This is a genomic window from Spirosoma liriopis, assembly GCF_023196085.1.
Lineage (GTDB): Bacteria > Bacteroidota > Bacteroidia > Cytophagales > Spirosomataceae > Spirosoma > Spirosoma oryzicola.
Genome location: NZ_JALPRF010000003.1, coordinates 414,796 through 430,591 on the forward strand (window position 1 = coordinate 414,796; position 15,796 = coordinate 430,591).

A 15,796-nucleotide genomic window follows, 5' to 3' on the forward strand; every position below is an offset into this window, starting at 1 on the left:
TACCGTTTAATCAACAAATAGACGGTTTATCTGCTTATGAAAATCACCTACCTGTTAGGCGTACTTGCCTTAGTTGGCGCTACTGCTGCCTGTCAGTCCGACCGGGAAACAACGCAAACGCCCGCACCCGTAACCTCGTCCGTTTACAAAGAAGGGGGCGTTGGCGAAACCCTTGGTATGACACCCGATTTGTCGGGGGCGCGGGCGGCAGCATCAACCTCAACCCAGCAGCAGGAAGTATTAACCTACATCAATCAGGCTCGCTCGAAGCCTTGTCAATGTGGGACAACCGTTTACCCGGCGGTTCCGGCCTTGGCGTTGAACAGCCTGCTAACGTCGGCTTCGGACAAACACGCGGTCGATATGGCGACCAACAATTACTTTAGCCATACCGGTAAGGATGGATCGCAGCCGTGGGACCGCATGACGCGCGAAGGATACAAATGGCGGGCGGCTGGCGAAAACATTGCCGCTGGTTACTCAACAACGCGTGCGGTTGTCGATGGCTGGCTTAAATCGGAAGGCCACTGCAAAAACATTATGAGCGCTAACTTCAAAGAAGTAGGCGTCGGCTACGGATACTCCGCCAGCAGTACCTACAAACATTACTGGGTGACTGATTTTGGTACGAAATACTAATCGAATTGACACTCGTTTATGTAGAAAACCCCCTGATTGAAGTCAGGGGGGGGTCTTGATCCGTGAATTGCTTTGTAAAGCTTAATAGATTGCCGTCCCCGCCGACATCACAGCCACGCCGACACCACGGATGGTACCGCTGATCCCACGCCTATACGTGGGTTTGTCATTTCGACGACAGAAGCCATGCCAAAAGGAATAAGAAAGACCATTTTTAGACGGCCTATTAAGCTACGAACTTCCGGCCCGAATTAACTTTACTTTTTCAGCGGGTGCCCCAGATAAATCAAAACCAGCGGAATCAGCAGAAATGGGATCTCAAGTAAAGCCGTTTTCAGATTACCTACATTCAGGGACAGCGCCATGATGAGTAGTATAATGCCTGCGTTGATGAGATTACCCGCAAAAAACGTCTGCGGAAACAGGACCAATAAGGCAACGCTTAACGTAAGTACGCTTATCAGATAAAGGATGGTTCTGTTGGTTCCTAACCCCAGTTCGGTAAGCATATCGGATGTTTCCGGTTTCATGGAAAGTCCTGCCCAGCCATGCCGTACACTTAGGATAACAGTGATGATCAGCAGTGCCCCGCTCAGTAGTTTCATGGCTGATTAGATCGCTTGACCGCCCGATACTTCAATGCGTTGACCGTTGATCCAGCGGGCGTCATCCGTACACAGAAACGCGACCACGCCCCCAATGTCGTCGGGCAAACCTACGCGGCCCAGGGCGGTCTGACTGGCTATTTGTGCGTTTAGATCCTGGTTATCCCGTACGCGCCCGCCACCAAAATCGGTTTCAATCGCTCCGGGAGCTACTACGTTCGCAGCAATACCTCGGGGGCCTAATTCTTTCGCCAGATAACGCGTAAGCACTTCGACCGCACCTTTCATGGAGCCGTATGCCGATGAACCCGGATAGGTAATGCGGGCCAATCCCGACGAAATGTTGATGATGCGTCCTCCGTCGTTGATAAACGGTAATGCTTTCTGGGTGAGGAAAAACACACCTTTATAATGAACATTCAGGACCGTGTCGAACTGTTCTTCGGTGGTTTCGGCAAATAAAGAATAGAGAGCTGTTCCAGCATTGTTGATCAGGAAATCAAAGCGGGGAGCGCCGTACGTATCGTTCAGGTAGGCGGTCACCTGCCCGAAAAAGCCTTCGAACGATTTCACGTTGCTGGCATCCAATTGAAAGGCGCTGGCTTTCTGGCCGAGTGCCTGGATTTCCGCTACTACTTTATCCGCTTCCTCCTGATTGCTGTTGTAGGTAAGTACGACATCAATCCCTTTTTTGGCAAGGTTGATCGCCATATTCCGGCCTAACCCTCGGCTTCCGCCGGTAACCAATGCGATTTTACTTTGTGCGTCCATATCGTTGTGATTTGAGTAGGACAAAGTTGGCGCATTATCTGGTTTAAGCAGTTGCAAGCATCAATCCATTGTTTGCAAGATTCAAATGCTGCCCCGTTTTCAGGCTCGGAAAGCGAGTGGAGAAAACGAGGTTTGTTTTCGGAAAAAGTTGGAGAAATGGGCGACTTCCTCAAAACCCAGGCTGTAGGCAATTTCAGTAATGCTCCAATCCGTTTTCTTCAGGAGGATTTTTGCTTCCTGAACGACTCGGCTACTGATCAGACTGGTCGTGGTTTTCCCCGTATTTTCTTTCAGAACTTTATTCAAATGATTGACGTGGACCGACAGTTGATCGGCGAAATCTTTAGCGGTGCGGAGGTTGAGCTTCTGGTGGGGCGATTCGATGGGAAATTGCCGCTCAAGCAATTCGATAAACAACGAGGAAACCCGTGCGGAAGCAGTATGAGTCGGGTAAAGAGCCGTAGCGGGCTGTAATTTCTGACCGTAGTGAATCAGTTCCAGCACGTAGTTACGCAGTAGATCGTACTTGTAGGCGTAATCCGACGATAGCTCTTTGTGCATTTTCTGGAAAATATACAGCAACTCAGTAACCTCTTCGTCAGACAGTTGAAAAATAGGGTAGCCCCCCGGCTTGAAAATCGGTAGCTCGTCCAAGATGACGCTACTTTTTGACTGGACCAGGAAATCATCCGTAAAAATGCAGAAGAAGCCGGATTGGTTGTCGTCCTGTGGCAGGTAGTGATACGGAATTTTCGGCGTGGCAAACAAGAGCGCATTCTTTTCGATGTCGATAACTTTGTCAGCGTATTCCGCTTTGTTGTGCCCAATGATCAAACTGATTTTATAGTAGGACCGCCGGTTGTAAGGCATAAACGGCTTTAGCTTGTATTTAGCGCTTATGTCCGCTATTTTGAAAACGTTGAAATGCCCGATCTCTTTGTTTATATCCTTGGGAATGAGATCCGATATTTCTTTGTAAAAGCCTTCCAGCGTTGTCGTTTCCATACTAGGTCCGATTTGTAAAAATCAAATGTACGTATTTTCGCTACTAGTCCGTATGTTATTGTATAAAGCCGTGCTGGGCGAGTAGTGTCGGTTTTGAGAACCGCGCGGGCGGCCCCGCCGACGTCACTCATCCAGCATCACATCACGTTTCTTTGCGGATTCCGGACAATACTGTTTCTCAAAAACCGACCCGGTGAGAAATCTTAACGGTCAGGTTTAAGAACCTGACCGCACGCTAGTTCAAATCAGTTTAGCTATAAAACCAAACAGCCGGGCTACTTAGCAGTACGCCCGGCTGTTTGGTGTATGGTTGTGATGATTATTTCGGCATCGCCAACAGGAAACCAATCGTGAAGTTCGAATCCCAGTCGAACACGAATTGATCGCAGCCAGTCGCGTCGGCGATGGCTTTGTAGATGTTTAAACCCGCTTTCGACTTAGCGTTGTCCAGTTTGTAGGCCGAAGGTGCATCAAGTACCGTGTAGCGCTCTTTGCCTTTCCGAACCGCTTTGGCCAGTTCGAAGGGTACGCCACCAATGATAAAACAGGTTTTGCGATGATCGTCCGGTACTTGCTTTGCTTTGGCTTTTACTTCCGTAGCAACCGCTTCGTCGCTCGTGCCGTTCTGAAAATACTTGGCTCCGTACGTTTCCAACGCCTTGGTCGAACCACCTTCTTTCCATGAAATCTTGGTGTTTCCCGAACCGATATCGACAACGAATGAATTGCTCTCGTAGTCGGCGGGCAGCACCGACCGCAGGCCCAACGAACCTTCCTGCTCCGGCGTTACGGTATTGACGAAGTAATTAAGTGATTTCAGCGCACGGATAATTTTCTGCGTTCCATCCGCTTTCACTGCGCCCGAGCTGACCACAAAGTGAATGTCGCGGCCACTAACGCCGAAGTCAAGCATTTTGCCGATGTAGCTTTTCAATCCCGAACGGACATCGTCGTCGGACGCCATATTCTCGATAACGAGGCTATTGCCAAACTCTGCTTTTTCGAGCTTCCAGTTTTTCTGGTCGTCAACGCGAATAATGAACGAGTTAAATCCGCTGGCTCCCAGTTCGACCACGCCTTTTAACTTTCCACCGTTGGGAGCAGGAGGGGTATAATTGAACGACCGCCCGGCATTACTGCTGCTTGACGCTTCATCCGATGACGAACTGGACGATGATCTATTGTCAGAAGCCGACGATTCATCCGACGAGGCTGTGGAGGTCTGGTCGTCAGACCGGGGAAGGGTAGCGGACTCTTCTGATTGTTTCGGGGATAGTTTGCGCAGGGCATCGTTGCCGCCAAAGTAGCGGAATCCGAAAAAGATAGCGGCTAAAATGAGAGCCGTAATAAGCAGCCGACCGGCTACGGTTAATCGTTGCATAGTTTTATTGAGTGATTGGGTGAATGTGCGATTGTGTGAAAAAAAAGCGGCTGAGTGATAATTCGCTGCATCACTCATTCACTCAACCGCTCGATGAAATTAGTCTAGCAAGTTCCGATAACCAGCGTCTTTGGGAGGGTTCGGAGCCGTGATGACTGGCTGAGCGGGGGCGTCGAGCTGTACCATCTTGAACTCGCCTTTGTTGTAAGCTTCCAGCAACGCTTCTCCTTTGTCGGACAGGATACCGTTCTGGATGTCTACGCCATTGATGAAGTCCATCGAGAGGTCCATCGCCCGTTTCATCTCGCCGAGTTTCTGGCTCATATCGTCCTGAATGTATTCCATCGACTGGTCGAAGTAAAACTTCTTGTCTGGGTCGCCTTTGAAAATACTCACGGCAGTTTTTAGCGCGTTCGAGCTTTCTTTAACGATCTGGTATTCTGTTTCTTTGAGCCGGACTTTGATTTCGGTTTCTTTAATGATGTAATCGGCGCTCTGGTTTACTTTTTCCATGAAAGCCAGCACCTGTTTCATGTTCCGCTGAAGAGGCAGTAGCTTTTCGTTCATCTCCTGCAAGCCTGCGCCTTCGATGGTCGCCAGTTGAGCCGACTCGCGCATACCCGGCTTGTCGCTCATCGAGTTTGCTTTGTTTGCTTCCGCAAATTTCTGCTTGATCGATTCGTTATTTTCGTTGATGCGCTTGTTCAGCTTTACCAGTTGCCCCGCCAGCGTGTTGATCTGGCCCTGCATTTTCTGACGCTTGTCTTTCAGATCCTGCACGTAGATTTTCATGATGGCAATCGGGTTCAACTGAATGACCGTACCCGTAATGCTGCGCATCAACGATTTAAAAAGAAAGAACATCGCCGTCCGCACGTCGCGGCTGGTAAATAGAAAAATAAGAACGCCTAACGCGCCCAGTAGAAGCGCCAGTTCAAGCACGTTTGAGGTGGCCCGAATCAGAAATTCGAGAATTGCGTTCAGGTGATAGAGGCTGAAACCGGCAATGCCAGCCAGCACGATCATACCAAAAAGACCTTCGGGGCGGCTCCAGAACGAACGTTTTTCGGCGTCCGTACTGCCACCAAGTTGTGAAAAATCAGGAGTAGCCATGTATGTAGTAGTACGTTTAGGGGTTCTGCTTATAAGCTTATAATAGGCTCAGCGTGGGTTAGTCTCTGAAAACTAATGTCTTGAAAACAAAGTCCTTATTTCAGATACTGGGTTAGTTTCGCCATATCGCTTTTGATCTGCTCGGTGAAGTGCGCAAAGGTCACTTCGTAATTCTGCCGATTCTGCGTAATCTTCGCGCTTTGCTCGGTAATCTCTCCACCAATGGCCGACAGTCGGTCGTTGTTAGCGTTGATCTTCTGCTGAATCTCAACCAATTGTTTGGCCAGCGCTTCGTTTTCGGTTTGTAGCCGCTTTTCCTCGTTCTGCAAACCGCCAACCCGATCCGCCAGCGCAACGTCGACGCTTTTGCTGAACGCATCGCGGTCGTTGTTAAGCGCTGCAATATACCCATTTGCCGTTTTGGTCAGTACCGAAATGTCGTTCGGCCCGCCAAGCGCTTTAAAACTCGCCCAGGCCGCCTGAAACTGCTTGTCTTCGGGCAGGCCCAGATTGGACAGGCTTCGCAGGGTTTCGCTAAACTCAAAATAATCGGGACCGGGCGGGTTGTTCTGAGCCAGCACATTCGCCAGGTGTTCCGCAAACTTCGAGTCTATGGCACCCGCCGGGGTTGCCGCTGTGGGCTGCGTGGGTTGCGGATTGGGGGCACTGGCTGGACGTGGTGCCGTCGGGGCAGGGGTAGGTTTAGTGCCTGTGGCGATTCCCGGATCTTCTTCTTTTACGAAGAAATTCAAAATTTTTCGACCGAGCGATTTATCAGGTTCTGGCATAGTTTGTTTTCATTTCGGGGTCACCCGTGTGTGAAATACAGAACAATGTTACTAGGTCTGGGCCGATCATGCGGTATGATTCTGGCCGAACGGTTGCCTAGCCTGATAATAAGTACTAGGGCGGGCCGAATGTTTGATTAATCGTTTTAGAAAGCCACAAATAAGCTAAGTAGTGTAATCAAAATTTTTGTCATGCTGACGTACAAAGCATCTTCGAAGGTGACCTTTTTGCCTGCTACCGAAGATGCTTCCTGCCGCACCGGCGGACCGGTCAGCATGACAAAAACGCTCTTATCATGCAAGCTATCCTATCTATGCATGAATACTCATTCTTTCAGGTGATTCCGCATCCGTTCCTCAAACTTCTTTACTTTCGGTTCCGAAACCAGATGAATATACAAGCTGTACGGATGCTGCTCGTAGTAGTTCTGGTGGTACATCTCTGCCGGGTAAAACGCGGTAAAGGGAACCACCTGGGTGACGATGGGCGCTTTGTGATTGGCCGATTCACGCTGGATAGCGGCTTCGATTTGCGCTTTTTCGACGGAAGTGCGGTAAAAAACAGCCGAGCGGTAATGCTTGCCCACGTCAGGACCCTGCCGGTTAAGCTGGGTCGCATCGTGACCCGCGAAAAAAGCATCGAGTAGGGTATCGTACGAAAGTTGGCGAGGATCGTAATAAACCTGAACCGTTTCGGCATGGCCCGTCTGACCGGTGCCGACCTGCTCATACGTTGGGTATTCCAGATCACCACCCGCGTAGCCCGAAATGACCGCCCGAACGCCCTTCAATGATCTCATTTCTTTTTCCGTCGCCCAGAAACAGCCGCCTGCCAGCGTGGCAATGGCCTCGCCCGGTTTTGGTGCCGGAAGCGTTGCCAGGCGGGTATCGACTGGATTGGTGTTCTCCGTAGCTGCCGTTGTCGGAGCCTGCTGGCAGGATAAAAAAAAGAGATTTGTTCCTAAGAACAGGCTTATAAAAACCCAGGCGTTTTTCCAGTACATCATAGCGTAAACCGTACCTGTAAAACAGCGTAGCCCCGGTTCAGATTCCGGATCGGTGACCAAAACCTCAATTTTTATCCCATAAGCTGGACTCGCTGCCGGTTTGGAAACAAAAGAATGAGTACGCGGATGAAGACCTAACAATCAAATTGGATATCTCAACGCTCTATGAAAACAACGTACTGGCCAACCCGGCTCCTGGCGCTGGCATTTTTTGCCGCAATGGGCTGTAACACCAAAGACGAAGATGGTCAGGACCCGCTGCCGGGGGCTACGCTGACCGAAGTGGCAACGTCGCAGGTGCAGTGGACGGGGGTTGCCGTAGCGCGGGATGGCCGCGTTTTCGCCAACTACCCCCGCATGGAAACCGACACCATACCGTACTCCGTCGCTTACGTAAGCGGAGCGCAGGCGACGCCCTTCCCCAATGCGGACTGGAACAACTGGAATCCGTCGCTTCCTCCGCAGGATCATTTTATCTGCGTGCAAAGTGTCCACGTTGACGATCAGAACAACCTGTGGGTGCTCGACCCGGCTTCTCCCCAGATGCGGGGCGTGGTAAAAGGTGGGGCCAAGCTGCTGAAGTTCAATCCAGCGACGGGTGCTCTTATTCAACGCATCGTTTTCGACGATGAGATGATCGTTTATCCGACCAGCTACTTGAATGATGTACGCATCGATACGCAGAAAAACTACGCGTACATCACGGATTCGGGCCAGGGTGCATTAATCGTGGTAAACCTAACTACGGGGAAAGCCCGGCGGTTGCTCAGCCGCAGTCCGACCACAAAATCGGAAGGGGTTGTCGTTACGGCTGAAGGGCGCGTCTGGCGCAACAATGCTGGTAAGGTTCCTTCATTCGACGCCGATGGTATCGGTCTGACACCCCAGCGCGATTATGTATATTTCCACGCTATCACCGCGCGGCCACTGTACCGGATTGCAACGGCGGCTTTGCAGGACGAAAGCCTGTCGGAAAGCCAGCTGAACCAGCGGGTCGAAAAAGTACGGGATACGGACCCCGTTGACGGCATGTTGTTCGACCCAGCCGGAAATCTGTACCTGACGTACATTCAGCAAAATGCCGTTGAGCGGCTGACCCCCGCCGGTGATTTACAGCGCGTTGTCGAAGATACCCGCCTGAAATGGCCCGACAGCTTTGCGTACGGTCCCGACAGTTCGGTGTACGTGACGACTTCGCAATTACACATCCCGCGTCTGGAGCGCACTGATCCGTATCGGCTGTTCAAATTCAAAGCGCCGAGATAAGCGTAAAAACAGATACGCATCGGTCGGTAGTCGTCCGTCAAATGTGGCTAACTTTGTTTCGTTTTAATTGACAAACGACTACCGACTTTTTTCATGTCGCTTACAACTTTAGGACTCGAACTGCCTACCGACCCGCGCTGGGTGAACATTGCCGAAATGAACATCGGCGAGATCCTTATTGATCACGCGTACTGCGAACAGAAAGCCGCTTCATCGTGCATTTCGCTGATTCTACAATACTTCGACAAAGAAGAGTTGGTGGAGGCACTGACGCCAATTGTTGCCGAGGAGTGGGGGCATTTTCAGCGGGTGCTGAAAGAGCTGCGCAAACGAAATATTCCGTTGGGTCGTCAGCGGAAAGATGAGTACGTGAACCAGTTGCGGTCCCGGTTGCGCCGGTCGACCAATGATCAGAAAGAGCAGTTGATGGATAACATGTTAATGAATGCGTTGATCGAAGCTCGCAGCTGCGAACGCTTCAAACTGCTTTCGGAAAACATTGCCGATGAAGGCTTGAAAAAGTTTTACCGTGAACTGATGATTTCCGAAGCGGGCCATTACCGTAATTTCATCGAACTGGCCGAAACGTACCTGCCCGCCGAACGGGTACGGGAGCGGTGGAAAGAATTTCTGGCCGTGGAAGCCGACATCATAGCGAATCTGGACGTGCGGGGTGACCGGATGCACTAAAACGAGTTGAGCGGGAAAGAAAGTGTCAGGCAGTGGCCAACAAGTTGTACCTTTACTGTCTGACTAACGAGTAATACCAGTTGACTTTTCTTCAACAAACCGCTCAACGCATATTTGACACGCACGGCCCTAGCCTTAGCGATGTTTGGGTTATTTTGCCTACGCGCCGGGCCGTTTCCGTCTTTCTGGAAGAATTGGCCGCGCTTTCGGACCGCCCGTTTCTGGCTCCTCATGCCTTAGCCGTCGATGATTTTATCACCCAGGCGGCTGGTGTACAGCTCACGGATTCGGTCAGTCTGTTATTCGATCTCTACGACGTTTTCCGGGAAATAGACCCGCTGGTTGAATTCGAACAGTTTATCGGCTGGGCATCAGTATTGTTGACTGACTTTGACCGGATCGATCAGTATCTTATTAGTACGAGTGAACTGTTTAGTTACCTGACAGCGGCTAAAGCCCTTGAACGCTGGCAGGTCAACCAACCGTCGTCGGCTAAACCAATTGTTGAGACGCCCGGTACCGCCCGCTACTTCAAGCTCTTCGAAAATCTGCAAACGGCGTATCACGCCCTGCAAAAGCGGCTCATGGATCAGGGGCTGGCTTACCGGGGTATGGCCTACCGACAGTTGGCCCAAAACGTTGAATCGCTAATTCGGGATAATCTGGCGTACGAGCGCGTTTATTTCGTGGGGTTTAACGCTCTGAGCCGGGCCGAGGAACAGATTATCCGCGTGTTGGTAGATGCCAATAAAGCCGAGCTAATCTGGGATGCCGACCAATATTACATCAACGACTGGGGGCAGGAAGCCGGTGAGTTTTTGCGTCGCTACCGCGACAACGGCTGGTTATTCTCCAAACAAAACCGGGAAGATCTGGATCAGTTGTCCAACAACCTGCTCGGTACCGAAAAAAATATCCGCGTGGTAGGTGTTCCCAACGCCAGCATGCAGGCGAAGGTAGCGGGCAAGATTTATCAGGATTGGCAGACTACAGGAGGGGATGAGTCTAAAACGCCACGCCCGAAAACGGCGATTGTGCTGGCTGACGAAACGCTGCTGATGCCCGTTCTGTACGCATTGGACGAAAGCGTGACCGATCTAAACGTAACGATGGGTCTTTCGCTGCGCAGTTCCCTGCTGTTTACGCTGGTCGATACCCTGTTCGAGATGCAGCGGACGGTGCACGAGTTCCGCACGAAAGATGGTCGTAACCTACGGATTCCGAAGTACCACCACCGGCACGTTGTCAAGGTGTTGAACCACCCCTTCATCAAACAGTACGAACGGATCCATGGGCTTCAATGGCCGGGTGAGGTGCTTGAATCAGGGGAAGTGTTGCCGCCGGAACCGTTGTTTCAGTGGATCGCCAAAACCATCGTTAAGGACCAGCGTGTATACCTGACCGAACGCGAGATGGCCGAACTGGGCCAGAATGATCCGCTGGTTCGGGTGTTGTTTTCGCGCTGGCCCAACGAAGAGCCGATAAAAGCGATCCAGTGCCTGTACGACCTGATTGAATTGCTGCGCGAGGTGTACCGAACCAGTCAGGATGCTATTGAAATCGAATACCTGTACCTATTCTTTACGCTGCTCAAACAACTGGAAGCCACGCTCGAACGGCAAGACCAATCCGTTCATGCCGACACCGCCGTTACGGTACGGAGCTTTCGGCAGTTTTTGTACGAATTGATCCGGCAGACGAGCATTCCGTTTACGAGCGAAGGCAAAAGCCAGTTGCAGGTGATGGGGATGCTGGAAACGCGGGCGCTCGACTTCGAACGGGTTATTATCTTATCCGTCAACGAAGGTATTCTGCCGCAGTCGCGCAAGTTGAACTCGCTGATTCCGTTCGACATTGCCAGCGAGTTGGGCATGCCTACCTACCGGGAGCAGGAATCCGTCATGGCGTACCACTTCTACCGATTGCTGCAACGAGCCAGCGATATTGTGCTGCTACACACTACCTCCACCGACGCTTATGGCAGCAGCAAAGGAGAGCCTAGCCGGTTTATTCGGCAAATCGAGCATGAACTGGTTCCCCGTGCGAATGGTCTCATCCGCATTAGCCACCCGACGGTGCGCTTTGGTCGGGTGGGTACGGGGCAGGCGGTGGATACAACCGATCTAAGCGTCCCCAAAACGGATAGCGTTCGCGCGGATCTGATCAAGCTACTGACGACCAAAGGACTATACCCTTCGTATCTGAATCAGTTCGTTACCTGTTCGATGCGATTTTATTTCAGCCGGATTGTGAACATCAGCGAGGAAGAAGAAATTGAGGAAAAGATGGGCGCGGCTGAGTTCGGTAGCTGGCTGCACAAAGTGCTCGAACGCATGGACGTGGATTACCGGCTCAAAGGCGAACCTGTTGACGAGTCGATTGTCCAGAAACTGCTGGAAGAGGAGTTCGCCGTGTCCATGAAAGGTCGGGTAATCGAGTCGGGTATGAACCTGTTGCTGTACGATCTGGCTAAAAAACTCATGCTCGACTTCTACCGCCAGCAAAGCGAACAAACAAACCTGACGGTTATTGGAACCGAGCAAACCCTTGAAACCTACCTGACCGTACCGCTGTCAACGGGAGAATCGATTCGGGTGCGCATTGCCGGAAAGATTGACCGCATTGAGCGCGTTGGCGATCAGATTCGCATCGTCGATTACAAAACCGGCAAAGTCGATCTACCCGAAAAAGCGCCCAAAGATTTGGCCGAAAAACTGTTGAACGACGGTCGGGAGGATAAAATGCGTCAGCTTTGGCTGTATCGGTATCTGGCGCTCAAAAACATCAACGATCACGGCGGCCTGCCCCGAGACCGGGCGAAACAAAATATCTACCCGGCCACAAACCTGCCTGTAGAAGCTGGATTTTACTCATTTCGCGATCTCAAGGGCGGATTTAAATCCAATCCGGTTGCCTTCGGGACGGACGATAGCCCGGCGCAGTACATCACCGATTCGGAAGCGTTGTTGAAGGCGTTGATCCAAAAAATGCTCGATGGCGCGGAGCCGTTTCGTAAGACTGATCAGATTGAAGTGTGTCAGTACTGCGATTTTAAGGGGATCTGCGGTCGATAAAGCGCGCTTCTTTTGATCTGAAATTCGCGTAAAAACGATTGACTGTGCTGTGAGCCTCGTGTGCGGTCAGGTTCTCAAACTAGTATTGTCTGAAATCCGTAAAATGCGTGATATGATGCCGGGTGAGTGGTGTCGGCGGGGCCGCCCGCGCGGTTTCTCAAAACCGACACTTCGCGTCAGCAATTTGTGTCGGTTTTGAGAAACCGACACCACCAAAGAAGAGAATAGGACCGGAGCAAACTCAACATTTCGGACAATACTGGTTCTCAAACCTGACCGCACACAAGGCTCACACGTTTTGTTATGATCCGAACGGCTGTCACCTTTCTTGAACAGGTCTTACCAGAATTTTTTCTCGAACGACATCTATTGCTCCGACTCAAACGTATGTGTAATAAAATGATAACTAGCTGTTTATCTGGTAGATAGATTTTGTGGCGTCAATGGATACAAATTCGCTTGTTATCGTTTTGGTTCTTTAGATTATAGGAGCTAGTATTTACGTTTTGTCGCCTATTTAAACTTAAAACGTTATGAAAAATGTCCTCATGCTTTTGTTAACCCTGTGTGCTGCACAAATGCCGGGTCAGGCACAAAACGCAAAGAATTTAACGCAGGCCATTCAATACATCAAACTGGCGAATACTCTTCGCGAAGTAGATAAATCGCAGGAATCCATCAGCCTGTTGCAACGGGCGATGCCAGCGGTTAAGTCAAAAAATTTATACTGGGAGGCCATTACCAATGAATTGATGGGCCTTTCGTTCAAGGATATTAAAGACACCACTAGTGCGCTTCGCTATCTGGAACTTGCACGAAGCCAGTACGCCAAGCTCAAATACGTAGCCAGCGGTTGGGCCGTCAACGAAGTGATCCGGGATATTTCCAGCAAAAACGTTTACGCCGGTATTCAGGTGGGCGCTGCGGGGGTGAAGGTAGCTATCTTCAAAACCAGGTACGAAAGCGATTTTTATGAGAAAGATATTCGCTCCAGCTTTACGATTCCGACCGAGGTGCTGGTTGCCGATGCTTCCAAATCGTTTAAAGGGGGGCAGGATGCGTTACGGATCGGCCTGGATTCGATCCGGCGGTACAACATTCCCAACGAGCGCATTTTTATCGTCTTCAACAGCGACGTAAACGAAGGATTGACCCGGTCGCCGGAAAGCAAATTGGCCCTTTACCGACAGTTGATGCGCGTGATTCCGAACGGAGCCGTTCAGATCGATACGACACTAACGCCCACCCGTGAAGCCCAGTTATTTACGGTAGGCGCGATTCCCCGTAAAGTATGGCCGACGACCTCGGCGCTCAATATCGGGAGCGCGAATACAATGGGTGGCTATTTTGACAAAGAAGCCAGCCGAAAGGATATCAACCAGGTCGATAAAGGGTTCCATGCCTTAGCCTTGCCCGTTGGGGTTAATACCCTTGTCAATCAGATCGACAGCAAGCGTTCGCTGGGGATGGATGCCTACAAGCGGGAAGCACAGCGAGTCGTTGATAATCTGGCTAACACTGACCTCAAGGCTCGTCTGAAAGAAGCAGGAGCCGGCCTACAGAATCACCAGACGGTAGGCGTTGGGGGCGATGTGGCGCTGGCACTGGTTACGTACCTTTATCCTGATCGGGCGAACGTAGCCGCTGTTGCCATCACTACTGAAGATGTTGAGCGATTCAAGCGTTTAGCCCTGACGGATTATAAAGCGTTAATACAACCTGATTTAGCCGATGTGACAAACCCTGACGTGCGCAGTAAAGCCGAAAAAGACGTAATCGCCCTCCAAAATCAGTTCAACGAGAAACAGCTGATTGCCGGGGCGTTGTGGCTGGAAGCGATCATGAAAGCGTACAACACCGGTTCGGAACCGAAACGGTTTGTGTTTGTCCGCAACTCGGATATTGGCTGGGTGACCGGTAAATTTCTGGAAACAATCAGCGGTGAATACGAATCGACCATTGCCAAAGGTAATCTGTATACGCGCTAGAACCTCACTGGGTGAGTGGTGTCGGCGGGGCCGCCCGCGCGGTTCTCAAAACCGACACCACCGAAAACCGACACCACACCGTCTGCCGTTTATACTGTCTGAGAGAACAGGCGCGTTTGGGGCTGGGCGTAATTGAGCCGCTCATCGAACGCCATGCAGATGTTGCGCAGGAATGGCCGCCCTTCTGAATGGACGCGCAAGCCTTCCACATCGTAATCCAGCAGTCCGTCGAGCCAGAACGATTCCAGCCGGGCACTCAACACTTCCCATTCCTTTCTTGACCAGCTGCCCAGCGGCCATTGCGTCTGCCCCTGACACATGATGTTCAAGATCTGTCGGCGTAAAAACTGGTCCTGATCGTCGAGGACGTGCCCCCGCAGCAGCGGCAGTTCTCCGGCATTGGCCCGGTTTATATACGTATCCAGGTCTTTCTCATTCTGGGCAAACGCCGACCAGACATCGCTGATGGACGATGCCCCAAGACCGAGCAACAGGCGCGTCTGGGTCGTGGTATAGCCCATGAAGTTCCGGTGCAGCGTCTTGTTTTCCAGAGCTTTGTACAGGGAATCGTGAGGGAGGGCAAAATGGTCCATTCCGATCTCAACGTATCCCGCCTGTTCCAGTAAGTCGCGTCCGGTTTCGTAGAGAATGCGTTTCTGATCGCCGGTGGGCAAATCCTTGTCCTGAAAACCCCGCTGTCCGTTGACGCCTTCGATCCAGGGGACGTGTGCGTAGGAGTAAAACGCGATACGGTCGGGGCGGAGCGTCAGCGTTTTGTAAATGGTGTCGGTGATCGTGTCGGCGGTCTGAAAGGGTAGCCCAAACACCAGATCATGGCTGATCGACGTATAGCCAATCTGCCGCGCCCAGTCCGTCACCTGCTTCACGTTCTCGAACGGCTGAATGCGGTGAATGGCCCGCTGGACTTTCGGGTCGTAATCCTGCACGCCAAAGCTGACGCGCCGAAAGCCAAAATCGTAAAGCGTTTGCAAATGCTCGCGGGTGGTATTGTTGGGGTGTCCTTCCCAGCCATAATCGGTTGATTCGGCTGGCGTGGCCTGACTGAAAATGCCGGTCAGCAAGCGGTTAAGCTGGTCCGGCGAAAAAAAGCTCGGTGTACCCCCGCCCAGATGCAGTTCGGCAATGCGCGGGCGTTCCGATCCAGCACTCTGAAGTAGATCACAGTAGGTATTCCACTCGGTCAGCAGTGCGTCGATGTACGGACCTTCGACATTGTGGTTCCGGGTGATGCGCTTGTTGCAACCACAGAACGTACACAGGCTTTCGCAGTAGGGCAGGTGAATGTACAGGCTGATGCCCGTTGTGCTGTTGCTGACCGAAAAAGCCCGGCGCAGGTTGCGTACCCAGGCCGTTTCGCTGAACGTAGAGTCATCCCAGAACGGTACGGTTGGGTAACTGGTATAGCGCGGACCGGGAACGTTGTATTTCTGAATGAGTGCGTTCATAGC

Annotated in this window: 13 protein-coding genes; 5 read left to right on the forward strand and 8 right to left on the reverse strand. The window is 51.5% G+C overall.

The window, feature by feature from the left end; translation table 11 throughout:
• Nucleotides 1–36 precede the first annotated feature (36 nt).
• Nucleotides 37–639 carry a CAP domain-containing protein gene (locus M0L20_RS18555; RefSeq protein WP_248478503.1) on the forward strand — a complete coding sequence of 201 codons (603 nt, stop codon included), beginning with the start codon at nt 37–39 and terminating at the stop codon, nt 637–639.
• 257 nt (nt 640–896) lie between these two features.
• Here the strand turns inward: M0L20_RS18555 and M0L20_RS18560 are convergent, their stop codons facing one another.
• The 7 genes from M0L20_RS18560 to msrA all read right to left on the reverse strand — a co-directional run bounded on the left by M0L20_RS18560 (nt 897) and on the right by msrA (nt 7,309).
• Nucleotides 897–1,244, reverse strand: a complete 348-nt coding sequence (locus M0L20_RS18560; RefSeq protein WP_232562687.1) for a hypothetical protein — start codon at nt 1,242–1,244, stop codon at nt 897–899.
• A gap of 6 nt (nt 1,245–1,250) precedes the next feature.
• Nucleotides 1,251–2,015 (reverse strand): SDR family NAD(P)-dependent oxidoreductase, encoded by a 765-nt coding sequence (locus M0L20_RS18565; protein WP_248478505.1) that lies wholly within the window; start codon nt 2,013–2,015, stop codon nt 1,251–1,253.
• Between the two features lie 99 nt (nt 2,016–2,114).
• Entirely contained in the window at nt 2,115–3,020 is a 906-nt protein-coding gene (locus M0L20_RS18570) for a helix-turn-helix domain-containing protein (protein ID WP_248478506.1), read from the reverse strand.
• 319 nt (nt 3,021–3,339) lie between these two features.
• Complete coding sequence (locus M0L20_RS18575; RefSeq protein WP_248478507.1) at nt 3,340–4,401, reverse strand: acetate and sugar kinases/Hsc70/actin family protein; 1,062 nt, start codon at nt 4,399–4,401, stop codon at nt 3,340–3,342.
• Nucleotides 4,402–4,500: 99 nt separating this feature from the next.
• The gene (locus M0L20_RS18580) at nt 4,501–5,514 is read right to left on the reverse strand and encodes a hypothetical protein (RefSeq protein ID WP_232562691.1); all 1,014 of its coding nucleotides are present in this window, start codon (nt 5,512–5,514) and stop codon (nt 4,501–4,503) included.
• A 95-nt stretch (nt 5,515–5,609) separates the two neighbouring features.
• A complete protein-coding gene (locus tag M0L20_RS18585; protein ID WP_248478508.1) occupies nt 5,610–6,302 on the reverse strand; it encodes a hypothetical protein in 693 nt (230 codons plus the stop codon).
• Between the two features lie 326 nt (nt 6,303–6,628).
• Complete coding sequence (msrA, locus tag M0L20_RS18590) at nt 6,629–7,309, reverse strand: peptide-methionine (S)-S-oxide reductase MsrA (RefSeq protein ID WP_435531838.1); 681 nt, start codon at nt 7,307–7,309, stop codon at nt 6,629–6,631.
• A gap of 165 nt (nt 7,310–7,474) precedes the next feature.
• On the opposite strand from msrA, the gene M0L20_RS18595 reads away from it, so the two are divergent.
• From M0L20_RS18595 to M0L20_RS18610, 4 genes are all read left to right on the forward strand, one after another.
• Nucleotides 7,475–8,575: an SMP-30/gluconolactonase/LRE family protein gene (locus M0L20_RS18595; RefSeq protein ID WP_248478509.1), complete on the forward strand. Its 1,101-nt coding sequence runs from the start codon at nt 7,475–7,477 to the stop codon at nt 8,573–8,575.
• 93 nt (nt 8,576–8,668) lie between these two features.
• Complete coding sequence (locus M0L20_RS18600) at nt 8,669–9,265, forward strand: MiaE family protein (protein ID WP_232562694.1); 597 nt, start codon at nt 8,669–8,671, stop codon at nt 9,263–9,265.
• Nucleotides 9,266–9,345: 80 nt separating this feature from the next.
• Nucleotides 9,346–12,339, forward strand: a complete 2,994-nt coding sequence (locus tag M0L20_RS18605) for a PD-(D/E)XK nuclease family protein (RefSeq protein ID WP_248478510.1) — start codon at nt 9,346–9,348, stop codon at nt 12,337–12,339.
• A 533-nt stretch (nt 12,340–12,872) separates the two neighbouring features.
• Nucleotides 12,873–14,327, forward strand: a complete 1,455-nt coding sequence (locus tag M0L20_RS18610) for a tetratricopeptide repeat protein (RefSeq protein WP_248478511.1) — start codon at nt 12,873–12,875, stop codon at nt 14,325–14,327.
• Between the two features lie 89 nt (nt 14,328–14,416).
• Here M0L20_RS18610 and hemN read toward each other — a convergent pair whose 3' ends face one another.
• A complete protein-coding gene (hemN, locus tag M0L20_RS18615) occupies nt 14,417–15,793 on the reverse strand; it encodes an oxygen-independent coproporphyrinogen III oxidase (RefSeq protein ID WP_248478512.1) in 1,377 nt (458 codons plus the stop codon).
• Nucleotides 15,794–15,796: the final 3 nt, after the last annotated feature.